The 25,596-nt window shown below is 62.4% G+C and carries 24 protein-coding genes; 16 read left to right on the top strand and 8 right to left on the bottom strand.

Features of this window, described 5'->3' with window-relative positions:
- Nucleotides 1–29 precede the first annotated feature (29 nt).
- Both AC3YMN_RS10490 and AC3YMN_RS10485 read right to left on the bottom strand, forming a co-directional pair.
- Complete coding sequence (locus AC3YMN_RS10490) at nucleotides 30–2,849, bottom strand: cation-translocating P-type ATPase (protein ID WP_489889974.1); 2,820 nt, start codon at nucleotides 2,847–2,849, stop codon at nucleotides 30–32.
- A gap of 273 nt (nucleotides 2,850–3,122) precedes the next feature.
- Nucleotides 3,123–3,722 carry a HupE/UreJ family protein gene (locus tag AC3YMN_RS10485; RefSeq protein WP_489889973.1) on the bottom strand — a complete coding sequence of 200 codons (600 nt, stop codon included), beginning with the start codon at nucleotides 3,720–3,722 and terminating at the stop codon, nucleotides 3,123–3,125.
- A gap of 403 nt (nucleotides 3,723–4,125) precedes the next feature.
- Here AC3YMN_RS10485 and AC3YMN_RS10480 point away from each other — a divergent pair, with 403 nt between their 5' ends.
- The 12 genes from AC3YMN_RS10480 to AC3YMN_RS10425 all read left to right on the top strand — a co-directional run bounded on the left by AC3YMN_RS10480 (nucleotide 4,126) and on the right by AC3YMN_RS10425 (nucleotide 14,409).
- Nucleotides 4,126–4,515, top strand: coding sequence for a fluoride efflux transporter FluC (locus tag AC3YMN_RS10480; RefSeq protein WP_172123252.1), 390 nt, complete (start codon nucleotides 4,126–4,128; stop codon nucleotides 4,513–4,515).
- A gap of 22 nt (nucleotides 4,516–4,537) precedes the next feature.
- Entirely contained in the window at nucleotides 4,538–4,975 is a 438-nt protein-coding gene (locus tag AC3YMN_RS10475) for a CrcB family protein (protein WP_248305282.1), read from the top strand.
- Between the two features lie 352 nt (nucleotides 4,976–5,327).
- Nucleotides 5,328–5,630: an urease subunit gamma gene (locus AC3YMN_RS10470; protein ID WP_127752977.1), complete on the top strand. Its 303-nt coding sequence runs from the start codon at nucleotides 5,328–5,330 to the stop codon at nucleotides 5,628–5,630.
- A gap of 16 nt (nucleotides 5,631–5,646) precedes the next feature.
- Entirely contained in the window at nucleotides 5,647–6,060 is a 414-nt protein-coding gene (locus tag AC3YMN_RS10465; protein ID WP_206524711.1) for an urease subunit beta, read from the top strand.
- A 32-nt stretch (nucleotides 6,061–6,092) separates the two neighbouring features.
- The gene (locus tag AC3YMN_RS10460; protein ID WP_489889972.1) at nucleotides 6,093–7,811 is read left to right on the top strand and encodes an urease subunit alpha; all 1,719 of its coding nucleotides are present in this window, start codon (nucleotides 6,093–6,095) and stop codon (nucleotides 7,809–7,811) included.
- 39 nt (nucleotides 7,812–7,850) lie between these two features.
- Nucleotides 7,851–8,495: an urease accessory protein UreE gene (locus AC3YMN_RS10455; RefSeq protein ID WP_489889971.1), complete on the top strand. Its 645-nt coding sequence runs from the start codon at nucleotides 7,851–7,853 to the stop codon at nucleotides 8,493–8,495.
- A complete protein-coding gene (locus AC3YMN_RS10450; RefSeq protein ID WP_489889970.1) occupies nucleotides 8,492–9,205 on the top strand; it encodes an urease accessory protein UreF in 714 nt (237 codons plus the stop codon). Before AC3YMN_RS10455 ends, AC3YMN_RS10450 begins: the two co-directional genes overlap by 4 nt.
- A gap of 23 nt (nucleotides 9,206–9,228) precedes the next feature.
- Nucleotides 9,229–9,873 (top strand): urease accessory protein UreG, encoded by a 645-nt coding sequence (gene ureG / locus AC3YMN_RS10445; RefSeq protein ID WP_173087772.1) that lies wholly within the window; start codon nucleotides 9,229–9,231, stop codon nucleotides 9,871–9,873.
- A gap of 4 nt (nucleotides 9,874–9,877) precedes the next feature.
- Nucleotides 9,878–10,813 (top strand): urease accessory protein UreD, encoded by a 936-nt coding sequence (locus AC3YMN_RS10440; protein ID WP_489889969.1) that lies wholly within the window; start codon nucleotides 9,878–9,880, stop codon nucleotides 10,811–10,813.
- 18 nt (nucleotides 10,814–10,831) lie between these two features.
- A complete protein-coding gene (yut, locus tag AC3YMN_RS10435) occupies nucleotides 10,832–11,818 on the top strand; it encodes an urea transporter (RefSeq protein ID WP_172123257.1) in 987 nt (328 codons plus the stop codon).
- A gap of 51 nt (nucleotides 11,819–11,869) precedes the next feature.
- Nucleotides 11,870–13,105, top strand: a complete 1,236-nt coding sequence (locus tag AC3YMN_RS10430; protein WP_489889968.1) for an ammonium transporter — start codon at nucleotides 11,870–11,872, stop codon at nucleotides 13,103–13,105.
- Nucleotides 13,106–13,176: 71 nt separating this feature from the next.
- Complete coding sequence (locus AC3YMN_RS10425; protein WP_489889967.1) at nucleotides 13,177–14,409, top strand: SLC13 family permease; 1,233 nt, start codon at nucleotides 13,177–13,179, stop codon at nucleotides 14,407–14,409.
- A gap of 9 nt (nucleotides 14,410–14,418) precedes the next feature.
- On the opposite strand, the gene AC3YMN_RS10420 is transcribed toward AC3YMN_RS10425, so the two are convergent.
- The 5 genes from AC3YMN_RS10420 to AC3YMN_RS10400 form a co-directional block, all read right to left on the bottom strand.
- Nucleotides 14,419–16,404, bottom strand: coding sequence for an FUSC family protein (locus AC3YMN_RS10420; RefSeq protein ID WP_489889965.1), 1,986 nt, complete (start codon nucleotides 16,402–16,404; stop codon nucleotides 14,419–14,421).
- Nucleotides 16,405–16,610: 206 nt separating this feature from the next.
- Nucleotides 16,611–17,285, bottom strand: coding sequence for an ABC transporter ATP-binding protein (locus AC3YMN_RS10415; RefSeq protein WP_489889964.1), 675 nt, complete (start codon nucleotides 17,283–17,285; stop codon nucleotides 16,611–16,613).
- Nucleotides 17,282–18,487 (bottom strand): ABC transporter permease, encoded by a 1,206-nt coding sequence (locus AC3YMN_RS10410; protein WP_489889963.1) that lies wholly within the window; start codon nucleotides 18,485–18,487, stop codon nucleotides 17,282–17,284. Before AC3YMN_RS10410 ends, AC3YMN_RS10415 begins: the two co-directional genes overlap by 4 nt.
- Before the next feature lie 4 nt (nucleotides 18,488–18,491).
- A complete protein-coding gene (locus AC3YMN_RS10405) occupies nucleotides 18,492–19,580 on the bottom strand; it encodes an efflux RND transporter periplasmic adaptor subunit (RefSeq protein WP_489889962.1) in 1,089 nt (362 codons plus the stop codon).
- Between the two features lie 251 nt (nucleotides 19,581–19,831).
- On the bottom strand, nucleotides 19,832–20,794 hold the full coding sequence (locus tag AC3YMN_RS10400; protein WP_489889961.1) for an asparaginase: 963 nt from the start codon (nucleotides 20,792–20,794) through the stop codon (nucleotides 19,832–19,834).
- A gap of 230 nt (nucleotides 20,795–21,024) precedes the next feature.
- Between AC3YMN_RS10400 and AC3YMN_RS10395 the strand changes: the two genes are divergently transcribed.
- From AC3YMN_RS10395 to AC3YMN_RS10380, 4 genes are all read left to right on the top strand, one after another.
- Nucleotides 21,025–21,924, top strand: coding sequence for a polysaccharide deacetylase family protein (locus tag AC3YMN_RS10395; protein WP_127752991.1), 900 nt, complete (start codon nucleotides 21,025–21,027; stop codon nucleotides 21,922–21,924).
- Between the two features lie 24 nt (nucleotides 21,925–21,948).
- Nucleotides 21,949–22,257 (top strand): hypothetical protein, encoded by a 309-nt coding sequence (locus AC3YMN_RS10390; RefSeq protein WP_127752992.1) that lies wholly within the window; start codon nucleotides 21,949–21,951, stop codon nucleotides 22,255–22,257.
- Nucleotides 22,254–23,294 (top strand): CobW family GTP-binding protein, encoded by a 1,041-nt coding sequence (locus AC3YMN_RS10385; protein ID WP_489889960.1) that lies wholly within the window; start codon nucleotides 22,254–22,256, stop codon nucleotides 23,292–23,294. The genes AC3YMN_RS10390 and AC3YMN_RS10385 overlap by 4 nt, the downstream gene beginning before the upstream one ends.
- Nucleotides 23,295–23,424: 130 nt before the next feature.
- Nucleotides 23,425–23,805: a PLDc N-terminal domain-containing protein gene (locus tag AC3YMN_RS10380; RefSeq protein WP_489889959.1), complete on the top strand. Its 381-nt coding sequence runs from the start codon at nucleotides 23,425–23,427 to the stop codon at nucleotides 23,803–23,805.
- 9 nt (nucleotides 23,806–23,814) lie between these two features.
- On the opposite strand, the gene AC3YMN_RS10375 is transcribed toward AC3YMN_RS10380, so the two are convergent.
- Nucleotides 23,815–25,587 carry an ABC transporter ATP-binding protein gene (locus tag AC3YMN_RS10375; RefSeq protein ID WP_489889958.1) on the bottom strand — a complete coding sequence of 591 codons (1,773 nt, stop codon included), beginning with the start codon at nucleotides 25,585–25,587 and terminating at the stop codon, nucleotides 23,815–23,817.
- Between the last annotated feature and the right edge of the window lie 9 nt (nucleotides 25,588–25,596).

Raw genomic sequence — 25,596 nt, 5'->3', positions numbered from 1 at the left:
GTCACTCCTCTGCAGCCTTGCGGTGAGATCTACTGCAAACGAGAAGCACCAGTCTGCCCAAACTGAGCGCTGACCCATTTTCGCGCTTCCCCGAGCCAAAGGACCATGCTGCCCATAAGCGTGCAGAAGAGCCATTGCTCGAAGGTCAGGGGGACGGTGCCGAAGGCGTAGTTCAGCGCCGATACGTGGATCACCGCCACCTGCAACAGCAGCGACAATGCCACTGCAGCCCATAACCAGTGGTTGAGAAACAGGTGATGGAATGCGCTGGCGGTATCTGAACGGGTGTTAAAGCAATTGAAGAGTTGCGCCAGTACCAGGGCGGTGAACCCGGCGGTGCGTGCCTCCTCGAGGGAGGCGGTTCCTTCAACAAAGCCGCCGGGTAAGTAGAAGTCGATGGCGAACAGGCTCGTCACGGCCATGATGACGCCACTATAAAGCACGCCAGCCCACATGCTCCGGTCGATTACGGGCTGGGTTGGGGAGCGTGGCGGACGAGCCATGACGTCGTCCGTCTCGGGATCGAGCCCCATGGCCAGCGCCGGGCCCGAATCGGTAACCAGGTTGATCCACAGGACCTGGGTGGCGAGGAGCGGCAGCACCAGACCTTCGCCTGCAGCATCGAGCCCGATAAAGCTCGCGCCGACTACGCCCAGGAACACGGTGAGCACTTCCCCGATATTGGAGGATAGCAGATAGCGCAGGAACTTGCGGATGTTCTCGAAGATTGCCCGGCCTTCGCGCACGGCCCGCACAATGGTAGCGAAGTTGTCATCCACTAGGATCATTTCAGCGGCTTCCTTGGTCACCTCGGTGCCGGCGATGCCCATGGCAATGCCGATATCAGCGGATTTTAGGGCAGGGGCGTCGTTGACCCCATCACCCGTCATCGCCACCACTTCGCCATCCGCCTGCAGGGCGTCGACGATCTTGAGCTTGTGGATGGGGGCCACGCGCGCGAACACCGACGTGCTGCGTACGGCGGCGCTCAGCGCAGCGTCATCCATGCCGTCAAGCTCGCCCCCAGTCAGAACGGCAGCGTCGGCATCAACGATGCCGAGCTGAGAGGCGATGCGCAGGGCCGTGCTCGGATGATCGCCGGTGATCATAACGACCCGGATGCCAGCACCGTGGGCCTCGGCCACGGCGGCAGCAGCTTCCTCGCGCGGCGGATCGATCATGCCCACGCTGCCGACATAGATCAGGTCGTGTTCAAGCGCCTCGAGGTCCTCCTGTTGCTCGCTGCGCTCCAGTGGCTTGTAGGCTACCGCGAGAGTGCGGAGCGCGTCGGCTGACATCCTTTCGATATCGGCTTGGGCTCGCCGACGTCGCATTGCCTCAAACGGAAATGTGTCCATACCGACGCGGATCTGTGTGCAGCGCGCCATCAGCACGTCAGGCGCACCCTTGGCGACGAGAACCGGTTGATCCCCCCACTCGCGATCACTGGCGATCGTGGACATCATCTTACGCTCGGAGGTGAACGGGATCTCTCGGATGCGACGAAACCGCCGTCGCCGGCGCTCGTGGATGCCGAACTTCCTTTCCGCCACGAGGAAAGCTGCCTCGGTGGGGTCGCCTTCGACCTCCCAGCGGTCTTGATCGATCTGCCGGAGCGCGGCATTGTTGACAAGGCTGCCGCCGCCGATCACCACAATCTGCTCCGCCCTTAGCTGGCTTTCGGGCGCTATGTTCCCCGGCCCGAGCACCTGTCCCCGCGGCTCATAACCGACCCCGGTAATGTGGGTGACGCCCGAAGCCGTGGCCACACGTTCGATGGTCATCTCACCCTGGGTCAGCGTGCCAGTCTTGTCTGAGCAGATCACGGTTGCCGAACCCAGGCTCTCGACTGAGGAGAGGTTCTTGACAACAGCCTTGTGCGTGGCCATCCGCTGCACTCCCAAGGCCAACACCAGCGTCAAGATGGCCGGCAAGCCCTCGGGGACTGCGGCCACGGCGAGCGACACACCAAACAGCATGATCGTGACAAGAGCGTCCGGGCTGTTTACGCCGGAGATGGCGATGATGGTGGCGACCACAACCAGGGCAATGCCGACCGCCGCCAGACCAAGGGTGCGCCCCAGCCGCGAGACTTCTCGCTCTAGCGGAGTTTGGTCTTCAGGCGTGGCGTGGAGCATGCCGGCCACGAGACCCATCTGGGTCTGCATGCCGGTTGCCGTTACGACGGCAAGGGCACTGCCTTGCGTGATCGCGGTGCCCTTGAAAACCATGCAGGTCTGCTCAGCGAGAGGGGCTGGCGCCTCAAGGGGGCGGGTGTTCTTGGCGACCGAAGCGCTTTCACCGGTGAGGGAGGCTTCCTGAGCGCGCAGCGCAGCCGCCTGGATCAGGCGGGCGTCTGCGCCCACAGCATCGCCTTCTTCGAGCAGGAGCAGATCGCCGGGCACCAACTCGGCGCTGGGTATCCGCCGCCGTTCCCCGTCGCGAATGACCGAAGAGGTAACGGCCGTCATCCTGGCAAGTGCCGCCACCGCATCCGCTGCCCGAGTCTCCTGGATATAGCCGAGCACAGCGTTCAGCAGCACGATTGCGGCGATGACGATGGCGTCGATGGGGAGAGGTTCATGCCCCTGGAGCAGCCACGCGGCAAATGAAACCAGGGCTGCCAGGAGCAGCAGGTAAATCAACGGGTCCTCGAACTGGCTCAAGAAGCGCCGCCAGTTCGGTACAGGTGCAACCGCACGCAGTTCGTTGGAGCCGTTCGCCTCTAGTCGCCGCTGCGCCTCCCCTTGCGCAAGACCGCGCTCGGGATCGCTTCCCAGAGCATCCACCACCGCGTCGGGCTGCTCCAGGGCCGGGTCGAGAGCCAGCTTATCGGCGGAGATGATCATCTTGCTCGCTCCTCGCTCGGGGCAGCCAAACGCCGAGGATGGAGCCATAGCAGCGGCGGAGCTCTGGTTTGGCTTAGCGGGCGTCGGGTTGGACCACCATCATGCCTGTCGCGGCGTCGGCGGCTTTGACTTCCATCAAGTCACCGCGGGACCCGGGATGTCTGCTCGCGATACTCTGAAACGCAAAAGGCTTCCCCTGGGAGAGAGGAAGCCTTGCAACGACTAAGATAATGAACTCCCTTGGCCGCGGTAGATCGGGAGGGGGTCAGGCGATCACAAGACGCCGGTCAGGATGCCGAGGCCAGCAACTGCTGCGAGACCGCCGGACGAGCGGACCACGGCGGAGCCGTAGTTGTCGCCAGCCTTGCCGATGAGGAAGCCGAGGCCAATTCCCGCTACATGCAGCAGCGCGGTGGCGACAAGGAAGCCAGCGGCATAGGTGAGTCCACCCGATCCTGCCGGCATTTCTGCGCCGTGGGCATAGCCGTGGAAGACGGCGAAGAAGCCCACGAGCCCCATCGCCAGGGCAACAGGCGCCTTGATGTTCATCAGGACACAGGCACCCAATACGATTACCGAAAGGGCGATGCCCAACTCGACCATTGGCACCTGGATGCCGACGATGCCCAAACCGCCACCCAGCGCCATCACCGCAACAAAAGTGACCGGCACCAGCCACAAGGCCCGGCCCCCAAGTTGATAGGCCAGCACGCCCACCATCACCATCGCCAGAATATGGTCGAGCCCGGAAACCGGGTGCGCGAGGCCGTGCATGATGCCGCTGCTTTCCCCGATATCGGGGTGGGCAAACGCTGCCGTTGGAAGCAAGGCAACCGCCGCCACCGCGGCCCGGATTGCTGATTTGAATGCCATGGACGTGTCTCCTGTTCTTGGTCCGCCCGGGAATCTAAGTGGGACAACTTCTATTCAGAGGGTGTGGGGGAGTTCTTTTGATTTTCCGTCCACAACAAGTAAAATCGACTGGTGTGTTGATCTTGATACTCCGCACTTCTTTCCAATGATCTGGAGGCGTTAAGCGGGGTGCTCTCGATTATTATCACCCCAACTCGACCTCGATCAAAGAGGGCCAGCTGCACACCAGCCGCAGCCGCCCGACCCGCCGCGCAAGCTATAGTCGTTTCGTGCGGAGCACTTTTGACGGTGGTCAAATCCCGCGGCGTGTTCCGGAGCATAGTGATCAAACGCATCGAGTTGCCGAACCAGCGGATCGCCTCGGTCGCTCGAACCACGCCGATATCACCAGCGGATCGACACAATGCAGTTTTCTGACCTTGTTTTCGTAGCCGGTGGTGGCGGTATTGGATCGGTGCTCCGGTGGCTTGTGGGCAAGCTCGTCAAGGAGCAGGGGCCAGGTGGGTTTCCATGGTCGACGGTGTTGATCAATGTCACCGGTGCCTTCGTGATCGGTCTTCTTTCAGTGCTGTTCTCGGTGGAGTGGCATGACCGCTATGGGAGCCTGCTGAACGCGGGCGTCCTAACGGGCATTCTGGGTGGCTACACCACGTTCAGCACCATGCAGCTCGATGCCGCCAAGCTTTATCACTCCGGCAGCCCCGGCAAGACTGTCGGCTATCTGCTGGGCTCGGTGGTTCTGGGCATTCTCGCGGCAGGTGCCGGCGCGCAGCTGGCGCGGCTTGCTGGCTAAGTCCGCAGATGGAGTTGGGTTGATGGCTTCCAACGAACAAAGCAAACAGGACAGCGGCCTGGTCCTGACGGTCATCCTGGTATTCTTGGGCGGCGCCGTTGGGGCGACCATCCGGGAACTGCTCATGCTCTGGGTGCCGACCGGGCGCGATGGCTTTCCTTATTCCATCTTCGTGGCCAACATCGTGGCGTCCTTTGTCCTAGGGATGGTGAACGGCCTGCATTCGCACGGCGCGATCGGGACGCGAGCGAACCTTTTTGTCGGAACGGGCCTGACGGGTGGCATGTCCACCTTTTCCAGCTTTGTTTACGCGACCTTTGTGCTGCTCACGACCTCAACGATCGGGCTCTCCGTGGGCCTGCTCTACGCCGTGTTGAGCCTTCTCATTGGCTTTGTCGCGGTGCTGCTTGGGTTGAGGGCTGGCGAGATGCTGAGCCGGCAAAGCGACGGCGGCACCTGACTCCCGCGACTGCGGGTCCGTAGTTCTTCTCCAACTGCAAGACGTGAATATAAGTCGTGCGATGTCACCGTGTCCATCGCGGATGAACATGCATGAAGCTCGTATCGCAACCGAGACAATGCCAAACAAAACGGCGACAAAGACAAAATAGAACTTCTTATATTGCTGTTGTTCTGTGTTCAGTACGCGTTCAGCATCGCGCCCGAAGCAGTCGGGTTGCAGATTTACTTACACGATGGCGAGGCATACCCTTTGTTTATGGGCGTTGTTCTTTATCGGGGCGTGGCAGCCAGCCTGTTGCAGCCTAAGACGAGACGACGTCGCCAGAATTCACCCATGTCGGAGGTTAGAGATGCACCTGACGCCGCGAGAGACCGACAAGCTCATGATCTACATGATGGCCATGGTCGCGCAGCGCCGAAAGGATGATGGGCTCAAGCTCAATCATCCCGAGGCCGTCTCCTTGATCGCCGCCAGCGCGCTCGACAATGCCCGCGCCGGCAAGACGCTCGAGGAAGTCATGGAAATTGCGCGCAAAGCCATCACCCGCGGGGACGTCATGGAGGGTGTCGTGGACATGATCCCCTACGTCCAAGTCGAAGCGGTGTTCACCGATGGCAGCCGCCTCGTCACCGTTCACGACCCGATCCAATAAGCAAAGGAGTGGTTCAATGGCCACCGAGACCACGAATACTCCTGTTGGCGGGCTGGTGCTCGCGGATGGCGAGATCGAGATCAATGCCGGCTACCCGACCAATACGCTCAAGGTCCGCAATACTGGCGACCGGCCCGTCCAGGTCGGGTCCCACTTCCATTTCTTCGAAGTGAACTCCGCGCTGGAGTTCGACCGCGAACAGGCCTTCGGCAAGCGCCTCAATATCCCGGCCACGACCGCGCTGCGCTTCGAGCCCGGCGACGAAAAGGAAGTGGTGTTGATCCCTTTTCAGGGCAAGCAGCGCGTCATCGGCTTCAATGGCCTCGTCAATGGCTGGGTCGGCGATGAGAGCTATGACGACCAGCGGCCCCGCCTGGCTGACGCGATGGAACGGGTCCAGCGCTACGGCTTCAAGAACACCCCCCAATAATTTGAACAGCTACTTCAAGAACGGGTCACACCATGGCGAAGATCTCAAGGCGGCAATATTCGGACCTTTATGGTCCGACCACTGGCGATAAAATCCGTCTCGGCGACACCGACCTTTACGTCGAGGTCGAGAAGGACCTGCGGGTATATGGCGAGGAAGCCGTATATGGCGGTGGCAAGACCTTGCGCGACGGCATGGGTTTTGACAACGAGCTCACAAGCGCCGCCGGCTCACCGGACCTGGTCATCACCAATGTGACCATCATTGATGCCATCCAGGGCATCATCAAAGCTGATGTTGGCATCAAGAACGGCGTGGTCTGCGGCATCGGCAAGGCGGGCAACCCTTCCGTCATGTCCGGGGTCACGCCCGGCCTGGCGCTGGGGCCAGGATGCGACGCCATTTCAGGCGAGCACCTGATCCTCACCGCCGGCGGCATTGACGCGCATGTGCACTTCATTTCGCCCCAACAGGCGCAAGCGGCGCTGAGCAACGGCATCACCACGCTCTTTGGCGGTGGCGTCGGGCCGACCGATGGCACCAATGGTACCACCATCACGCCCGGCACCTGGAACATCGAGATGATGCTGCGTTCTTTTGATGCCTGGCCGGTCAATGCCGGGGTCTTGGGCAAGGGCAACTGCTCCTCGCCGGCACCGCTCGAAGAGCAGATCCGGGCCGGAGCCATGGGCTTTAAGATCCACGAGGACTGGGGCAGTACGGCCGCCGCGATCCGGATGGCGCTGACGGTTGCCGACCGGATGGACGTGCAGGTTTGCATCCATACCGATACGCTCAACGAAGGCGGGTTCGTCGAGAACACGATCGCCGCGTTCGAAGGGCGCACGATCCACACCTATCACACCGAAGGCGCCGGCGGCGGCCACGCCCCCGACATCATCCGCGTCGCCGGGCAGCCCAATGTGTTGCCCAGTTCCACCAATCCGACCCTGCCATACGGGATCAACTCGCAGGCGGAACTGTTTGATATGACGATGATCTGCCACAATCTCAGTGCGAAGATCCCGACGGATGTGGCCTTCGCCGAAAGCCGGGTACGGCCCGAGACCATCGCGGCGGAAAACGTGCTGCATGATCTTGGCGCCATCTCCATCATCTCGAGCGACAGCCAGGCCATGGGCCGCGTTGGCGAGTGCTGGATGCGCACGGTCCAAACCGCCCATCTGATGAAGCAGCGGCGTGGCCCTTATTCGGGCGACAGCTCCAACAACGACAACGAGCGCGTGCTGCGGTTCGTCGCCAAGGTCACCATCAATCCCGCGATCGCGCAGGGCGTCAGCCAGGTGATCGGCTCGGTTGAGGTGGGCAAGATGGCGGACCTGGTGCTGTGGGAGCCAGCCTTCTTTGGCGCCAAGCCCAAGATGGTGATCAAGGGCGGCTTCATCTCCTGGGGGCTAATGGGTGATCCCAATGCCTCACTGCCCACGCCCCAGCCGGTGAGCTACCGACCCATGTTTGGCGGGCAAGGATCGGCGCTGCCGAAATCCCGCGTCACCTTCACCTCCAACGCGGCTTTCAACGACGGGATCGTGGATCGCTACGAGCTCAAGTCCAACGTTGTGCCGGTCTACGCCACCCGGACCATCGGCAAGGCGCACATGGTTCGCAACAGTGCTTTGCCCGTGATCGAGGTGAACCCGGAAACCTATGCGGTGACGGTGGATGGCGTGCACGCGACCATCGAGCCCGCCACGAGCCTGCCGCTGGCGCAGCTGCACTTCTTCAGCTGACGCAGCGACGGGTTGTTTGGGGATGAAGTGGAGGGAACGATGATCCTGATCGAGAAAACGCTTGGCAATATCAAGGACCGGAACTGGGAGGGTGCCGAGGTCGAGCAACTGGTGCTCGAACAATGGGAAGCGCCCAAGAGCCGGCTGCGCAAGCGCACCGAGAGTGGGCTGGAACTGGCGATCTCCTTGCCGCGCTCAGAACATCTGCATGACGGGGACGTGCTCTATCACGACCCCGTCGCGCGCCGGATCGTGGTGGCGACCATTGCCATGCGCGAGGTGATGGTCATCGAAATGGAGGACTTCGAAGGCATCTCGGCCGCCGAGATCCTCAGCATCGGCTTCGAACTAGGCCACGGGCTGGGCAACCAGCATTGGCCCGCAGTGATCAAGGGCACGACGATCTATGTGCCTGTTTCGGTGGATCGGAAGGTGATGTCCTCGGTGATGCGCACCCATGCCTTCCGGCACGCCACCATGCATTTCGAGCCGGGCGAGGTAGTCGCCGAGCGCCTCGATCCCAGCGAAGCGCGTCTGTTGTTCGCTGGGGCGGACGCGTCACCGCACAAACATTATGACCAAGAGGCCAACGGCCATGACCAAGATCACGGGCATGGCCATGACCACCACCATGATCACAACCATCACCACGGCCACCGGCATGACCACGGCGTGCTTCTATGAACGCGGGAGCTAACTGGTTTGCCTCGGATATGGGTCGGCTGGCGCGACTGCTGCAGTTTGCCGACTCCACGCTGCCGGTCGGGGCTTTTGCGTTTTCGCAGGGGCTTGAATCGGCGGTGCAGCTGGAGATCGTCACCGATCCCCAGAGCCTCAAGGACTATCTGGAGGTCATCTTGCGCCAGGCAGCCCATAGCGATGGGGTCGCGCTGCTGCATGCGCATCGGGCGGCGAGTGCCGGAGATTATGACAGGCTCCTCGAGGCCGATGACGCCCTATGGATCCGCCGGATCGGCGAAGAGCAGCAATTGATGCTCTCGCGGATGGGCAAGAAGTTTGCCGAATTGGCGCTGGCGATCACGCATGTGCCCCTGCTGCAGCGCTGGCTCGACGACATCAACAGCAAGCAGACCCCAGGGTGCTTTCCCGTGGCTCAGGCTATCGGCCTTGCCGGAATGGGCGTCAACGAGGCCGAAGCCTTCACCCTGCATCAATACGGGCTGTCGTCGATGATCCTCAACGCTGCGCTGCGGCTGATGCGGATCGATCATCTGACGACGCAGGGCATTCTCTTTGACGCCCAGGGATCAGTGGAGCGGCACTACCAGGCCATCAACACGCTCGAGCTCGAGGAAATGTCGAGCTTTGCCCCGGTCTACGACGTCGTCGTGGCCCATCACACCAGAACTCATCTGCGGCTGTTCATGAACTGAAACGGCCGACCAAGGAGCAGGATATGAAGAAGATCACGCGCATCGGCATTGGCGGCCCGGTTGGTTCGGGCAAGACGGCGGTCATCGAAACCATCACGCCCCGGCTCATCGAGATGGGCGTGCGGCCCCTCATCATCACCAACGACGTGGTGACGACTGAGGACGCCAAGCAGGTCCGGCGCACGCTCAACGGCATCCTCGTCGAGGAAAAGATCGTCGGGGTCGAGACTGGTGCCTGCCCCCATACGGCGGTGCGCGAAGACCCCTCGATGAACATCGCCGCGGTAGAGGAGCTCGAGCAGCGTTATCCCGACAGCGATGTCGTGCTGATTGAATCGGGCGGCGACAACCTGACCCTGACTTTCAGCCCGGCGCTGGCTGACTTCTACATCTATGTCATCGACGTGGCGGCGGGCGACAAGATCCCGCGCAAAAACGGCGCCGGCGTGTGCCAGTCCGACATCCTCGTGATCAACAAGACCGATCTCGCCCCCTATGTGGGTGCGAGCCTTGAGGTCATGGACCGCGACTCCAAGCTGATGCGGGGAAGCAAGCCCTTCGTCTTCACCAACTGCAAGACCGGGGAAGGGGTGGACGGGCTCATGGATCTGATCATGGACATGGCCCTGTTCGACGTCAAACCGACGCCAATGGCTGCGGCGGGGTAGGGCTATGGGCCTGCACGAGTCATTGTTGCGGCTGGATGCGGCGCGCGAGCTCAACGGGTTCCACACCGAGCCGGCGCAGATGCGCGCTGCGGGGCCGGGCAAGATAGGGGAGCTGCGGCTGGGCTTTTCGCTCCGGAACGGGCGCTCGATCCTGCACGATCTTTATCGCGTGACGCCGCTCCTCGTGCAGCAGGCCCTTTACTGGGACGAAGCCATGCCGGAGCTGCCGATCTGCTCGATCATTTCGATCGGCGGTGGCGTGCTCCAGGGCGATCGCTACCGGATCAGCATCGATGTGGGGGAGGGCGCCTGCGCCCATGTCACCTCGCAGGGGGCCAACCGCATCCACCGGATGGACGCCAACTATGCCTCGCAACACCAGCATCTCACGCTGGCTGCGGGCAGTTATCTGGAATACCTGCCCGATTTCACCATTCCCTACCGGGACTCCCGCTACATCAACCAGACCGACATCGTCATCGATGAGAGCGCGACGCTGCTCTATGGCGAGATGCTGATGAGCGGGCGCAAGCATCACCATGCCTCCGAGCGGTTCGGTCTCGACCTGCTCTCCATGCAGGTCTGCGCCAGGCGGCCCGGCGGCAAGCTGATCTTCACCGAGAAGCTTCTGATCGAGAAAGACAACGACACCCTCGATCTTGCCGCCGTAAGCGCCGGCTATGACGCCTTTGCCAATGTGGTGTGCCTTACGCCAAGGGAAACGGCAGCCCGGATTCGGGAGCGGGTGGAGGTGAATGCCACAGCCGATGGCCCCCGGGCCATGTCCGGCGTTTCCATGCTGCCCAATGCGGCCGGCCTGATGTTTCGAGCAGTTGGCGTGGAAAGCTACGACGTGAGGGCAGAGGTCCGGAGGTTCTGGCGCGTCGTCCGAGAGGAGGCGCGCGGCCGCACCCTACCTGAACAGTTCCTGTGGCGGTGAGGGTGGAGGGCTTCGGCCATGAGCATCAGCAAGGATAATTTCGGCTTGGTCTGCCTCAAAGGGGCGGGCCAGGTGTTCTTCATGGAGAATGCCCTCACCGGAGCGCTGTTCTTCATAGCGATCGCGTACGCCTCTTACGACACGGGGCAATGGGCAATCACGGCGGGCGCCGTTCTGGGCGTGGTTGTTGCGACCGCCATGGCGAAGGTGCTCGAGGCGGACCCCGATTCTTACCGCTCGGGCTTGTTCGGCTTCAACGGCATCCTGGTCGGCGTGGCGCTGCCAACCTTTATCGCTGTGTCACCAGAACTCTGGTTCTACATCATTGTCGGTGCCGCAATCAGCACCGTGGTGACCAGTGCCTTCAGCGCCACGCTCACGAGGAGCTGGGGCATTCCAGGCTCGACGGGTCCGTTCGTGCTGACGGCGTGGCTGTTGCTCGCTGGAGCCTATAGTTTCGGCTCGCTTCACGTGGTGGGGGAGACGCCAAAGCTTGCGACCGATTATGCCTCGGGCGCCGCCGCCATCCCCGGCGCCCTCGAGTTCGGCGAGATCTTCTTCCGCAATATTGGGCAGGTTTATCTGCTCGGCAGCTGGGTGAGCGGCGTCATTATCCTGGTCGGGATTTTCATTGCCTCGCGACCTGCCGGGATCGCGGCTATTGCCGGGTCGCTGATCGCGCTCGCCACCGCCATCATGATGCGAGCGGACCCGTCGGTGGTGTCGCAGGGGCTTTATGGTTTCAGCCCGGTGCTGACCGCCATTGCCATTGGCACGGTGTTCCTCAAGCCCTCGGGTCCGGTGGCGGCCTATGCGGTCCTCGCGACGATCGCCACTGTGTTCTTGCAGGCCGCCTTCGACGTCATCATGGCGCCTACCGGGTTGCCGTCCTACACGGCACCCTATGTCCTCGCCCTTTATCTGTTCATTGCGCCCAGAAGCCGCGCAACGCCGCATCCGCACAAGCCCGTGCAAGCGCACTTCTTGATAGATGACAAGTCGTGAGCATCGGGGGGGTGCTAGTTCATAACGATCAATGCGAGGGCGGAGACAGCCATGAGTGCCATCAACCCGGGTGATACCGCCTTTGTGCTCATCTGCACTGCCCTTGTCATGATGATGACGCCGGCCCTGGCACTGTTTTACGGCGGGCTGGTGCGGGAACGCGACGTTCTCTCCATCATGATCCAGAACTTCATCTGCATCGGGGTCGTGGGGATCATCTGGGTGTTTGGCGGCTTCAGCCTCGCTTTCGGGCCTTCCCTTGGGGGAATGATCGGCAATATCGGCAGCTTTTTCGGCATGTTCAATGTGGGGGTGGAGCCCAACGCCAACTATGCCGGCGATGTGCCATTCATCCTGGTCTTTGGCTACCAGATGATGTTTGCCATCATCACGCCAGCTTTGATGACAGGGGCCTTTGTCGGACGGATCCGGTTCGGCGCCTATCTCTGGTTTATCGCGCTGTGGACCATCATCGTCTATCTCCCGGTTGCGCATTGGATTTGGGGCGGCGGGTTCCTGTCCCGCCTGGGTGTCGTCGACTTTGCCGGCGGTATCGTGATCCATGCCTCGGCCGGCGTATCGGCGCTGGTCACAGCCCGCTATCTGGGCAGGCGCGCCACTGCGGGGGGAGAATCAGCTCCGGCCAACCTGCCGCTCGTTGCCCTTGGTGCCGGTCTCCTCTGGTTTGGCTGGTTCGGCTTCAATGCCGGAGGAGCCTATGGCGCCGACGCGCTCGCGGCCTATGCCTTCACCAACACCATGCTGGCCGGCTCAGTCGCCATGCTGGTGTGGATGTTCTGGGAATGGCGCGAAACCGGGCACCCGACCTTCTCGGGCCTCCTCGTTGGTGCCGTCACCGGTCTGGCAACGATCACGCCTGCCTCGGGCTATGTGGAGCCCATGGCCGCCCTGCTGATCGGCGCCGTAGGCGCCACCGCCTGCTACTTCGCCAAATACATCCAGTCCTGGCTCAAGGTCGACGACACACTGGAAGTTTTCCGGGCGCATGGCGTGGGCGGCATCACCGGCTCGCTTCTGATCGGGCTGCTCGCGAGCCCTCACATCAATGCCGTTTCGGCCGGACCGCGCCAACTGCTGGTTCAGGCCTTGGGCATCCTGATTGTCGTGATCTATGCGGCCGTGGTCACCAGCATCATCCTCCGCCTGATCGACCGCTTCGGCAAGCTGCGTGTGCCAGAAGAGGTGCAACGGCAAGGGCTGGATGAACAGCTCTACGGCGAGCAGGCTTACAGCCTGTGGAACATCAAATCGGGCACGGACAACTAGGCGGCGCCAAGCGCTGCCGGGCAGTCGCTCCGGCAGCAAGCTCAACTCCGGTTAGATGGACCCAGACCGCCATGGACCTCACGATCCTGATCTTTCTTCTGGTCTACCTGGCCATGGCACTAGGGGGCCTGCCGGGCCTCAAGGTGGATCGCACTGGCGCGGCTATCATCGGCGCGCTGGCCATGATGACCGCGGGCAGTATTGACCCCAAGGACGCGTGGGACTCCATCGATTATTCCAGCATTGGGATGCTCTTTGGCCTTATGGTGGTTTCCGCCGCCTTCGTGGTGTCGGGCTTTTATGGCTGGACGGCGCGGAAAGTGGCGGGCGCGTCTGTGTCGCCGGGGGCCTTGCTGGCGATCCTCATCGTGGTGGGAGGGCTGTTGGCGGCATTCCTGACCAATGACGTGGTGGCCGTCGCCATGACACCGCTGCTGATTTCCATCACCCTCAACCGCAAGCTTAATCCGATACCCTTTCTGCTGGGCTTCTGTTTTGCGGCCAATGCTGGCGCGTCCGGCACGATCATTGGCAGCCCCCAGAACATGATCGCCGCCCAGAAGCTGAACCTGTCATTCGCCGGCGTGTCTGAGATCACTGCGGTCCCTGCGCTCTTGTCATTGCCGATCATCTGGATCGTGGTGAGTTGGCTGTATCGCGGCCGCTGGCAACTCACTCAGTCCGCCGACAAGAAGCGGCCGGTGGACGAGCTTGCCAGCACGCCGTTCTCGGTGGGAGAAACGGCGAAGGCCGTGTTGGTGGCGCTGGCCGTGGTGATCGCCTTCATCTTCAGTCCATGGCCACGCGAACTGATCGCGTTAACCGCTGCCGGTTTGCTCCTGCTGAGCCGGCGCGTTTCCTCCCGGGACATGCTCAAGGAGGTCGATGGCGACCTGCTCTTGCTGATCATGGGCTTGTTTGTCGTCAATGCCGCGGTTTCGGCCACCGGGCTCCCCCAGAGATTGCTCGCGCAGCTGGCTCATGGCGGCATCGATCTTGACCAGCCTTTCACCCTGTTCTGGGTCAGCAGCATCGTCAGCAACATTGTGGGAAACAACCCAGCCGTGATGATGCTGGTGCCTTACCTGCATTCAGAGGGGAACGCACAATACGGGGCCGCGCTGTCGTTGGGCACGCACTTCTCGAGCAATCTCGTGGTGTTCGGGAGCCTCGCCGGCATCATCATGGTGGAGCGCGCCAAGGATTATGGCTTCACGATTTCCTTTGCCGAGTTTTCCAAGGCGGGTGCGATCGTCACCGTGCTGACCATGGCCATGGCCGCGGCTTGGCTGTTGATTGTTTGACGGACCTTATCACTCGCCAGCTTCGACCTGGCGCAGGATCTCGGACATGATCTCGAGGGCATACCTGACTGGCTCGTCAGCAATGGCGAGCTCGGTCTCGTGCTCCTTGAGGCTATCGTCAGCGGCCGAGGCGGGCAGATCGGCGGCGGTGCCTTCGCCCGCAATGATCGCCAAGCGGTCCTGTATCGCCGCAAGCTCCTGGAGTTCTGTGTCAGTGGGTCGGGTTTGGCGGAAGCTGTGCTCGAGCAGATGCGCCGCATGCGCGAGAAGATAGGCTCGCCTCAAAGGATTGTGGGTCTTGGCTTCAGCCGTGCCCATGGCCCAGAAACTGCGCATGGGATCATAGGCTTTCACCACATCGGCGAAGGCTTTGTCGACGGCGCCGGCGGCGGCGGTCATGGACTGATTTTGCTGGTCCGCCCCTATGTTGATGATCGCCGCCGTGAGCTGCTTGAGGGACAGATAAAGGCGGTTCATCGCTCGATCCGCCGTACTGGCCGTTCGGACCGGCAGCACAGCCAGCGCCGCAAAAATCCCCGCAGCCGCGCCGATCGCAGTTTCTTCCAAACGAAGAACGAGGAGTTCGGGCCTGAAGATGCCCACCAGGCCGTAGATGAGCGAAATCGCCACGTTGATGCAGATGTTCATCCCCACATAGGAGATCCGCGCCAGATAGAACGCACCGAAAATGGAGATGCCGACCAGGGGAATGGTCAGGTAGAGATCGCCACGGACGAGCGTAGCGAGGCCGATACCCAGAACTATGCCGGCGAGAGTGCCCATGGCCCGGCTGATGCCCCGGACTGCCACGGCGCCCGCCGACTGGGTGTTCATGAAGATCAGGAATGCGGCCATGACTGCCCAGAACCAGCGGTCCGAGGAGATTATTCGTCCGCCGACCATGGCGATCGCACAGGCTAGCGTCACCTGGATGGCGAGGCGAAACTGCGGGTCGTTGAGCCATTCGCCCCGGGCCGGCAGCGGTTTGGCCGGGGGCATGCGCGGAACCGAACTCGCGCCCTGGGGGAAGGAGGCCGGCAACTGGGCAACGGCGTCCTGCAACCGCCGCTCGGCCTCCTGCATCTCGTCCAGCTCGCGCTTGACACTCCCCAAATCCGCTTCCGGTCGGCGCAAGGCGCTGGCCGAGGAGGCGTCCAGCGCCGTCTCGGTCGCCAGCTGCAAATCCAACAGCCGCAGCACGATGTCCGAGTTCCGCTCGGAGTGGGGCCCTTCCATCTTCAAGGGCAAGTAGTTCTGGCACATGCGAATGTCGCTGCGCAGCCAACCCGCGATCAGCAGGGCATCGTTCCAGCGCATGTCCTTCTGTGTAGCGCTGACCGCCCCGATTAGCTGCCGCAGCTGCTGAGATAGCGAAAGGGTACCAGCAACGACGCGGCGGAAGTCACGCGATGGCCTTTCCGGCACGACATAGTTGCGCACGAGATGCGCAACCACGCCGGAAACAAGCAGGGCAAGGGCGATCTCCACCAGATCGCGTTCCGGAGCCCTCAGGAATGCGCCGACCACCCCGCACATGAAGGTAAACACGCCAACCGCCTGCCAGCGGGGACCAAAGCGGCGCGAATAGGTGGCAACGAAGATGACGATCAGGAGCCAGAGGTCGACCAGAACCAAGGAGCTCTCGACCAGCGATATGCCGGCAATGGCGATGAAACCGCCCAGCGCAGCATAGACCCGGGTTACGGCACGTTCCCCAATTGTGGGATCATTGATTTGGGCGGCCCCCTGGATCGCCGTGATCATGCCAAGCACATAGGAGGGCGCGTTCATGGGGACCCAGCGACCCAAAACGAAAAGGGCGAGGCAGACTGCAGCGACGGTCAGCATGACGCGCACGCCCATGCGAAGTCCCACATGCCCGGGATCCGACGAAACGAGATACAATTTCAGCTTGGCAAGCGGGTCCATGGCATTGGTGCCGATCCAGGTAAGGAGCCACCCGTTGATCGATGGTGAACCGGGGGGCGGCACCATACCGGTTCGGACGCGCCACCGGTCACGAGCAGTTATCCGGTTCTGCCAGTCGTGCGGCTAATTATGCTCCGGGTCTATTTGTTGGCAAGCAGGCAGCCGAGATCGAACGGAGTCTTCCCTACTGGGCTCAATAGACACTTATGGTGTGCGGGTAATCAGCGGCGTGATTGGCGAGAAGCTCGATTCAAGTTTGAGCCAACCGGCGGCTATTCCACTCGTCCGTCCAACACGCGGATGCGCCGCTTGCAGAGCTCGGCGATGTTTTCGTCATGGGTGGAAATCAGGAAGGTGGTCTGCTCCTTTTCGTTGATTTCGCGGATCAACTCCATGACCTGCATGGCGGATTCCCGGTCGAGATTGCCGGTGGGTTCATCGGCCAAAACCAGTTCGGGCTGGTTCATGAGGGCGCGGGCGATGGCGACCCGCTGCTTTTGCCCGCCCGAGAGCTTGGTCGCGAGAAAATCCATGCGGCTTTCCAGGCCGACACGGACAAGGAGTTCACGGCCGCGCTGACGCGCAGCGGCCGTTTCGCGCCCGGCATGCACGGCCGCGGGGAAGATGACGTTCTCGAGCGCGGTGAAATCGGGCAGCAGATGGTGGAACTGGAAGACAAAACCTATATGGCGATTGCGGAACTCGGTGAGGTCCCGATCGCCGGCGCTGGTGAGATCCTCACCGAGCATTTCGTGTTGCCCGGAAGTGGGCTGCATCAGGGTGCCAAGGATGGTGAGGAGCGTGCTCTTGCCGGAGCCGGATGGGCCGAGCAGCGCCGACAACTCGCCGGTTTCCAGTTGCAAATTGACACCCTTGAGCACCCGGGTTGCGGCCTCGCCTTCGCCATACGTCTTGACCAGATCCCGAACTTGCAAGAGCGCACTCATTGGCCGATCACCGAGACGGGATCGACCCGGGCGGCGGCGCGGGCTGGCAGGATCGAAGCGACGATGGCGCCAATGGCGGTCAGGGCAATCGCAAGGCCATAGGCACCCTGGCGCACATCCACCGGCAAACCGCCGGGAGGCGCGAGTTCAGGCACGGGGAAGGGCGACAGCACGGCATAGCCAAGCCCCGCTCCAATTAAACCGCCCAGTATGCCGATCAGCGCGCCCTGGGTGACGAAGACGAAGATGACGAAACCTCGGCTGGCACCCATCGCCCGCATGATGCCGATCTCGGGCCGGCGCCGATAAGTCGAGAGCAGCAGTGCGCTGGCCACGCCAATAACGATGGTGATCAAGGCGAAAGCCTTGATGAGATTGCCCGAACTGGATTGCGCCCGAAGCCCGTCGAGCAATTGAGCATTGCCTTGCGTCCAAGGGGTCGCCTTTAGGCCCGTTTCAGCGGCGATCCGGGCAGCATAGGCATTGGCCTGGTTGAGATCGTCGAGCTTGATTTCGATGCGTGATACCCCTTGCGGCAGCGCAAAGAGGGTCCGGGCGGTGGAAAGGCCAACAATGGCTGTTCGGCGATCGAGGCTTTCGACGCCCAGCTCGAAAATACCGCTGATCACCAGCGGCCGCTCGACGCCGCGCTCGGATTCAAGCCGCACCACCTGGCCGATGCCGATGCCGAGATCATCGGCCAGCATGCTGCCGATGATGATGCCAGTATTGGTCAGATCGGTGCTGCCCTCGATCAGCGCGCCCCCGATATCGGCAATTGCCGAAACCTTGTTGGCTTCGACCCCGACCACGCTGACAGGAGCGGTGACGAGGCCGCGCACAAGGAAGCCGTTGCCTACGATCTGTTGGGATGTCGCGGTGATGCCGGGCATAGCCTCGATGGTGGGCAGGAACGCGTCGGCGGTGCGCAATTGCGCGCGCTGGCTGGTGGCACGCTGCTCCACCACCAATGGCCCGGCGACCTCGGGAACCAGCACGGCCGGGTTCCTGTCGGGCGCTTCGATGGTGACATGGGCGATGTCACCGACAGTGCGCTGCACCAGAAAGACAGCGAGCCCGCCAATCAGGGCGCTCATGAAAATGAAGACAAAGACCCCGACCGCAACGCCGGCAATCAAGAGGCTGGTTTGCGCCTTGCTGGCCGTCAGGTAGCGCAGGGCGATCTTGAGGCCATAAAGCATCGCACTACTCCGCGATTACGCTTTGACCGGGTTGCACCGCAGTGGGGTCGAGGATCACCTGATCCCCTTCATCGAGACCGGCGGTGACGATGACCCGTTGGGCAGGCCAATCGGAAAACTCGATCGGGCGCACCATTGCGACGCCATCTTCCAACACCAGCACATGGCTGTCGGTGCCTTCGGTCACAATGGCGCCGCGGGGAACGGTCAGGGCGGCATCGGTTTCCGACACGATGATATTGGCGTTGATGGTCAGGCCCACCGGCAACTCCACCGGTTGGTCGAATGCGAGCTTGATTGGACGGCCGCCGGTCGCCGGGTCAACGGTTGGGGAGGCAAAAACGACACTGCCATGCTGGGGCACGGTATCGCCGACGGGTTTGAGCAGTGCCTTGAGCCCGCTTCTGATCCGAGAGGAGTAGAGCTCGTCGATATCGGTTTCGACCTGCAAGTCGGCGATATCGGCGATGATGAACAGCTCGGTTTGCGGATCAACCAATTGGCCCCGATCCACATTGCGATCCAGCACCGTGCCCGTTAGCGGCGCCACGATCGTGTATTGCTTGAGCTGACTTTGCGCCTGTTCCAGCGCGGCCTGCAGGCGGGCGACCTCATTGGTCGCGGCCGAAAGCGCCAGTTCGGCGTCCTCCCGGGCCGAGCGGGTGGCATTTTCGCCCAAGGCAATCGCCCGATCTGCATTGGCTTTGGCTTGGGCCTGGCTGACCATCCCCGCATCAAGCGCCGCCTGCGCCTGGCCCACAAGGGTTTGGGGCTGGCTGGTCTCGAGTTGCACCAAGACATCGCCGGCCGCCACCAGATCGCCTTCGCTGGCCAGAACCTCAACCGCCAAGGCAGACACTGCCGAGCGCACGGTGACCGTTTCGCGCGCCACGACACGCCCATTGACGGCGAGCACCTGGGAGAACGGCCCCATGGCGAGGTTTTCTACCGCGACTGGGGCGGGCTTTGGCTCCCAGGGACGCGCGAGAGCCGCATAGAGGCCAACTGCGAGCACCGCGACGACGAGGAGCACCTGCCACCAGGACCAGCGGCGCTTGCGATCAGGCTTGTCTGCTGGGGTCGGGGCAGCCATTTATGGTCTCAACTGATATTGGAAGTCCAATGCGTTACCACATCGTTCTGCGGCGGCGAATTAGGCAGGCGCAACCTGGACGGAAAGCCCCGACCTGAGATCACACGAGGCTTGCAGAGCTACGGTGCCCGCCATCAGTTAGTTGCATTGGCGGGCGAGTCTGCCGGCGCTCGTACCGGTGATGCGATGCGTCAAGCGGAGCGGATCACGAGCGCCCGGGATCACACCGGTCCGGCACCCGTGCGTCCCAGCTAGCCGCCGAGGAACTCCATCTCGGTGCGCAGATCGACGTCTGCTCCGGCGCCGAGCAGGACCGAGGCGAGGATGCGGGCTTTGACGCCGTTGAGGTCGCCTGCAAAGATCACGCCGGCATCAAACAAATCCTTGCCCCCGCCATTGCCGTAAACCGGCTTCACCCGTCCGCGGGGACACCGCGAGGTAAGGATCACCGGTGTTCCTCCTGCAACGATCTGCGCGGCGGCCTGGGCGATGGCGGGGGTCGCATTGCCGACACCAAAGCCTTCGAGGATGATGGCCTTGCAACCACTGTCGGCGGCATAGCGGATATATCGGTCTGTCGCCCCCATGGTGAGCTTGATCAGCTCAATATCGGGCTCAACCGAAGTGGGTGCATAGGAGCGGCGCAGCGTTGGCCGCCGTTGCACCACGACGTGTTGACCATCGACTTCGCCCAGCTTGCCATGTTCGCCCGACATGAAAGTGTCAACGCGTGAAGTGTGGGTCTTGGTGACGTCCCGCGCGGCGTGGAATTCCCCCTCAAAGCAGATGGTGGCGCCAAGACCCCGGGCAGTCCGTGAAGCGGCAAGCCGGACGGCGTCGGCGATGTTGCGTGGACCATCGGTGTCGGGCTGGTCGGCCGCGCGCTGGGCGCCGGTGAACACTACCGGCTTGTCCGAGGCGAGCAGCAGGTCGGCCATGTAAGCGCTTTCTTCCATCGTGTCGGTGCCGTGGGTCACGACAACGCCGTCACAGGCCGGGTCGGCCAAGCGCTCATTGATGCGCTGGGCGAGCGCTAAGGCGAGCGGAAGATCAAAGGCGTAGCTGCCGACATTGCAAAATTCGTCGACCTGCAGATCTATGCCGTCGAGCGGATCACGCAGGGTGGCGCGCAAATCGGCGGCACCAATGCTTGCGTTTACACTACCGGTGGTCTCGTTGCGGCGCGAGGCGATCGTGCCTCCGGTGGTGATCAAGCAAACCGCACTCATCGGGCAAACACTTCTCCGCACCAAATAGCCGAGCCAACATATACACCGTTGTCACTGGCCGGGCATTAATGTTTGCCGGCTGCCAAAGCCTACACTTTGTGACGCTTTGCCCGATTTCATAGCGATCTTGCTGTTTCCCCGGAAAGACTGGCCTGTATACTCAATCCCAACTGGACCGTTGAAGCACTTGGAACTGCATCTGGGAAGGATAGGACATGGCTAAGGAAATCTTCGTTTCCTATGGGATCGACGTGGATGCCGTTGCAGGTTGGCTCGGCTCGTATGGCGGCGAAGATAGCCCTTGCGATATTTCGCGCGGCGCCTTTGCCGGTCATGTCGGGGCACCCCGCCTGCTGCGCATGTTCGAGAAATGGGGCATCAAGACCACCTGGTTCATTCCCGGCCACTCCATCGAGTCCTTCCGGGCGGAGATGAAGGCCGTGGCCGATGCGGGCCATGAAGTGGGCATGCATGGCTATAGCCATGAGAACCCCATCGCCATGACCCCCGAGCAGGAGGAAGCGATCTTCGACAAATGCGTCGCTCTCATCACCGAACTGACGGGCAAGCCGCCCCGCGGTTATGTGGCGCCGTGGTGGGAGTTCGGCTCCAAAACCAACGAGCTGCTCAAACAGAAGGGCATTCTTTACGACCACTCCCTGATGCACAACGACCACCACCCCTATTATGTGACGGTTGGGGACCAGTGGACCAAGATCGACTATTCCCAGCATCCCTCGACCTGGATGAAGCCCTATACGCAAGGCGAAGAGACCGACCTCATCGAGATCCCGGCCTCCTGGTATCTGGACGACCTGCCGCCCATGATGTTCATCAAGGCTTCGCCCAACAGCCATGGCTTTGTGAACCCGCGCGATATCGAGGAGATGTGGCGCGACCAGTTCGACTGGGTCTACGAGAACTATGATTATGCGGTGTTTCCGCTGACCATCCATCCCGATGTGTCGGGCAAGCCGCATGTGCTCAAGATGCATGAGCGGTTGTTCAACTACATGAAGGGCTTTGAGGGCGTGAAGTTCGTGCCCATGGAGGAGATTGCGGCCGATTTCGCCCAGCGCTACCCCAAGAGCGGCACGGCGCGGCCGCAATCCTGATCGGCGGGAAAAAGGAGAGGCGGCATGTGCGGGTTATGCGGCGTTCTCAATCATGCCGACCACTGGACCAGCGGGCCCGGTGAAGCCTCGGGTGCAACCCGGCCCGCAGCGGATCGGCACCTGCGGGCGGTGGCGGCCAACGACGTGCTGGCACTGTTCGGCCTCAAGCTCGAGAGCTGGGCGGGGCGCTATACGCTGCGCAGCCGAACCGGCAAGATGGCGGTGGTCGACAATCTCGGCGCCGTCTGGGTAGAGGCGGAGAAGTTGATCGGGCGGCCCTGCGATCCGCTCGACCCGGCGGTGCTGGCGCAACTAGAGGCGAGGGGCCGATGAGCGGCGTTCGGGAGCCGGTGGTCGCCAATCTCATCACTGGCTTTCTGGGGGCAGGGAAGACGTCGCTGCTCAACCGGCTGCTGGCGCAACCGGCGCTGGCCGACACCGCCGTCATCATCAACGAGTTCGGCGCAGTGGGGATCGATCATCTGCTGGTGCAGTCGGTTGATGATGGTGTGGTGCTGCTCAAAAGCGGCTGCATCTGTTGCACTATCCGGGTCGATCTCAAGAACACGATCTTGTCCTTGTTCGAGCGGGTGCGGCGGGGGGAGATCCCGCCGTTCAGCCGGCTCGTGATCGAGACCACGGGACTGGCCGATCCTGCGCCGATCATCGCGACGCTCAGCGCCGACCTGATGCTGAAATATCATCTGCGGCTGGGCAATGTCATAACCGTGGTGGATGTGCCCAATGGGGCGGCCAACCTTGCGGGCTTTGCGGAGTCCCGGCGCCAGGTGGCGGTAGCGGACCATATCATCATCAGCAAGGGTGACCTGGCGGACGCGGCGGCATTGACGGTTCTGCGGCAGCAGTTGGCCCGTATCAATGGGGCCGCCAATGTCATGGTGCTCGACGAGATGGGGGAGCCAGCTCAAGCTTTGCTGCTCGATACGCTCAACGACCCCGCCAGCCGGGTGGCAGCTGTAGCGCCCTGGCTCGGCGTTGATGGAGGGCAGGATCACGGACACGCGGCGAGCCAGCACGGCACTATCGGCACCTTTGTGCTGGAAGCCGATCAGGCGATCGCCTGGCCGCGGTTCGCCCTGTGGCTCTCCATGTTGATCCATAGCCATGGGCGCAAGATCCTGCGGCTCAAGGGGCTGATCGACATCGAGGGGGCGGAAACGCCGGTTGTCGTCCATGGCGTGCAGCACCTCATCCACAAGCCGCTGCATCTGCCCGACTGGCCCGATGGTGTCAGGCGAACCCGGATTGTCGTGATCGGGGAGGGCCTGGATCGCAACGTCATGCAGCGTTCCCTCGCGGCGTTCTGCTTGCCAGGGCAAGAGGCGCAGCCGGAACAGGCGGCGCAGTAGCATCGAAGAAATCGACGCTTCTTTGCTTGTTCCCACTAACGCGCCAATAGGCACGATCAGCTTTGGAGCAAGACGCTAGAGCCCGGCAATGGAATGGTGAGAGACCAAACCAGTGTTTGCGAGGTAGCAAATGTCTTCCGATTTTTGGGAGTTCCTGTGGCTGATCCTCTGGAGCTTTTTCCTGATCTCGTACCTGATGGTGCTGTTCCAGATCATCGCCGATATCTTCCGGGACCGTGACCTCAGCGGCTTTGCCAAGGCCGTCTGGATCATCGCGCTGCTGATCTTTCCAGTACTGACGGCGCTGGTTTACCTGGTGGTGCGCGGCAGCGGGATGACGAGCCGCCGCAACCAGGACCTGCAGCGCATGAGCGACGAGACGGAGAACTATATCCGCTCGGTTGCTGGCCGTTCGCCGGCCACCGAAATTGCCGACGCCCATGCCCTGCGCGAAGCGGGCGTCATCTCGGAAGACGAGTTCAGCCGCATCAAGTCCAAGGCGCTGGCCTAGTCCGGCAGATCATGCCGCTTCCTCGGCAACAAGATGGCCGTGCCCCAGATCGCGCCAGTTGACCGGCGGCGGCTCGTAGCCAAGGGGGCGGACAGGACTGGGCAGATCGCCAAAGGGCAGATACAGCCGCCGCTCGCGGGCGGGGTCGGGGATCGGCACCGCCGACAGCAGGCGCCTGGTATAGGGGTGCTGGGGGTTCTCGAAGATCTGCGCCCGCGTGCCGATCTCGACGAACCGGCCCAGATACATCACCGCAACGCGGTGGCTGATCTGCTCGACGACGGCCATGTCGTGCGAGATGAAAAGATAGGCGATGCCGAACCGGCTTTGCAGATCCTGCAGCAGATCGAGCACCTGCGCCTGCACCGAAACATCAAGCGCGGAAACGCTTTCGTCGGCAATGATCACCTTGGGCTGCAGCGACAGGGCGCGGGCAATGCAGATGCGCTGGCGCTGGCCGCCCGAAAATTCATGCGGATAGCGGCGCAGGGCGTCGCGCGGCAGGCCGACCTGGTCAAAAAGCTCGGCGGCGCGGTCCTGGAGTTCGCTGCCTTGCGCCAACCCATGGATATGGAGCGGCTCGATCACGAGGTCACCGACCCGCATGCGGGGATCGAGCGAGGCATAGGGATCCTGAAAGATCATCTGGATGTCGCGGCGCACCGGCTTCATCGCGCGAGCAGACAGCCCTTTGAGATTGGAGCCATTGACGACGACATCGCCGCGGAAGGGCACGAGATTGGCCAAGGCCTTGCCGGTGGTGGACTTGCCGCAACCGCTTTCCCCGACAAGGGACAGGGTTTCCCCCGCATCGAGCCCGAATGAGATGCCTTCAACGGCGTGGACGCGTTGCCCGGCGCGACCAAAGAGGCCAGAACGAATGTCAAAGCGGACGGTTAGGTCCTTTACCTCAACGACTCTGCCAGCCGGTTGAATCATTTTCTCAGCTGGCGCCGGAGCCGAGGCGCGCTTGGGGGCGGTGGTGCCGGTCATCTCGCCAAGGCGCGGCACGGCGGCAAGCAGGGCGCGGGTATAGTCCGCCTGGGGCGACGAGAACATCTGGCGCACTGTGCCGCTTTCCACCATGACGCCCTTGCGCATCACCAGCACGTCGTCTGCCATTTCGGCGACCACGCCCATATCGTGGGTGATGAGGATGATGGCCGTGCCGGTGTCGGCCTGCAGCTTGCGCAAGAGGGCAAGGATTTGCGCCTGGACAGTGACGTCGAGGGCGGTGGTGGGCTCGTCGGCGATGATGAGGTCGGGGCTTTGGGCCAGCGCCATGGCGATCATCACGCGCTGGCGCATGCCGCCGGAGAGCTCGAACGGATGCTGCTTGAGCCGGCGGGCGGGTTCGGGGATCTGCACCTGGTCGAGCAGTTCGCGGGCCCGGCGGGCGGTGTCGGCGGCGCTCAGGCGCTGATGAGCATTTATGGCCTCGCCCAACTGCTGCCCGACCGTCTGGATCGGGTTGAGCGAGGTCATGGGCTCCTGAAAGATCATGCCGAGGCGCCGGCCGCGGACCTGCCGGATCTGTTCAGGTGTTAGTTTAAGCAGATCCTGGCCGTCGAGGAGAGCGGTGCCGCTGCTGACTCGCAGGCCGGGGCCGAGCAGGCGCATCAGCGATAATGCCGTCAGCGACTTGCCCGAGCCGCTTTCCCCGGCAATGCAGAGGGTCTTGCCGCGCTCGAGGGTGAACGAGAGCCCATCCACCAGCCGCGTCGGGTGCGGCCCCGCGGTTTCAATCACCAGATCGGACAGGGCGAGCAGCGGCGCGGCCATGGCTAGGCT

It is taken from the genome of Devosia sp. Z11_6, assembly GCF_058133665.1.
Note: the sequence above shows the minus strand (reverse complement) of the source record. Positions and strands in the feature narration are given on the sequence as shown.

What these genes read in the sequence shown, in the direction of transcription:
- AC3YMN_RS10490 (WP_489889974.1), bottom strand. Translation starts at nt 2,849, where the DNA reads ATGATCATCTCCGCCGATAAGCTGGCTCTCGACCCGGCCCTGGAGCAG.
- AC3YMN_RS10485 (WP_489889973.1), bottom strand. Translation starts at nt 3,722, where the DNA reads ATGGCATTCAAATCAGCAATCCGGGCCGCGGTGGCGGCGGTTGCCTTG.
- AC3YMN_RS10480 (WP_172123252.1), top strand. Translation starts at nt 4,126, where the DNA reads ATGCAGTTTTCTGACCTTGTTTTCGTAGCCGGTGGTGGCGGTATTGGA.
- AC3YMN_RS10475 (WP_248305282.1), top strand. Translation starts at nt 4,538, where the DNA reads ATGGCTTCCAACGAACAAAGCAAACAGGACAGCGGCCTGGTCCTGACG.
- AC3YMN_RS10470 (WP_127752977.1), top strand. Translation starts at nt 5,328, where the DNA reads ATGCACCTGACGCCGCGAGAGACCGACAAGCTCATGATCTACATGATG.
- AC3YMN_RS10465 (WP_206524711.1), top strand. Translation starts at nt 5,647, where the DNA reads ATGGCCACCGAGACCACGAATACTCCTGTTGGCGGGCTGGTGCTCGCG.
- AC3YMN_RS10460 (WP_489889972.1), top strand. Translation starts at nt 6,093, where the DNA reads ATGGCGAAGATCTCAAGGCGGCAATATTCGGACCTTTATGGTCCGACC.
- AC3YMN_RS10455 (WP_489889971.1), top strand. Translation starts at nt 7,851, where the DNA reads ATGATCCTGATCGAGAAAACGCTTGGCAATATCAAGGACCGGAACTGG.
- AC3YMN_RS10450 (WP_489889970.1), top strand. Translation starts at nt 8,492, where the DNA reads ATGAACGCGGGAGCTAACTGGTTTGCCTCGGATATGGGTCGGCTGGCG.
- ureG (WP_173087772.1), top strand. Translation starts at nt 9,229, where the DNA reads ATGAAGAAGATCACGCGCATCGGCATTGGCGGCCCGGTTGGTTCGGGC.
- AC3YMN_RS10440 (WP_489889969.1), top strand. Translation starts at nt 9,878, where the DNA reads ATGGGCCTGCACGAGTCATTGTTGCGGCTGGATGCGGCGCGCGAGCTC.
- yut (WP_172123257.1), top strand. Translation starts at nt 10,832, where the DNA reads ATGAGCATCAGCAAGGATAATTTCGGCTTGGTCTGCCTCAAAGGGGCG.
- AC3YMN_RS10430 (WP_489889968.1), top strand. Translation starts at nt 11,870, where the DNA reads ATGAGTGCCATCAACCCGGGTGATACCGCCTTTGTGCTCATCTGCACT.
- AC3YMN_RS10425 (WP_489889967.1), top strand. Translation starts at nt 13,177, where the DNA reads ATGGACCTCACGATCCTGATCTTTCTTCTGGTCTACCTGGCCATGGCA.
- AC3YMN_RS10420 (WP_489889965.1), bottom strand. Translation starts at nt 16,404, where the DNA reads ATGGTGCCGCCCCCCGGTTCACCATCGATCAACGGGTGGCTCCTTACC.
- AC3YMN_RS10415 (WP_489889964.1), bottom strand. Translation starts at nt 17,285, where the DNA reads ATGAGTGCGCTCTTGCAAGTTCGGGATCTGGTCAAGACGTATGGCGAA.
- AC3YMN_RS10410 (WP_489889963.1), bottom strand. Translation starts at nt 18,487, where the DNA reads ATGCTTTATGGCCTCAAGATCGCCCTGCGCTACCTGACGGCCAGCAAG.
- AC3YMN_RS10405 (WP_489889962.1), bottom strand. Translation starts at nt 19,580, where the DNA reads ATGGCTGCCCCGACCCCAGCAGACAAGCCTGATCGCAAGCGCCGCTGG.
- AC3YMN_RS10395 (WP_127752991.1), top strand. Translation starts at nt 21,025, where the DNA reads ATGGCTAAGGAAATCTTCGTTTCCTATGGGATCGACGTGGATGCCGTT.
- AC3YMN_RS10390 (WP_127752992.1), top strand. Translation starts at nt 21,949, where the DNA reads ATGTGCGGGTTATGCGGCGTTCTCAATCATGCCGACCACTGGACCAGC.
- AC3YMN_RS10385 (WP_489889960.1), top strand. Translation starts at nt 22,254, where the DNA reads ATGAGCGGCGTTCGGGAGCCGGTGGTCGCCAATCTCATCACTGGCTTT.
- AC3YMN_RS10380 (WP_489889959.1), top strand. Translation starts at nt 23,425, where the DNA reads ATGTCTTCCGATTTTTGGGAGTTCCTGTGGCTGATCCTCTGGAGCTTT.
- AC3YMN_RS10375 (WP_489889958.1), bottom strand. Translation starts at nt 25,587, where the DNA reads ATGGCCGCGCCGCTGCTCGCCCTGTCCGATCTGGTGATTGAAACCGCG.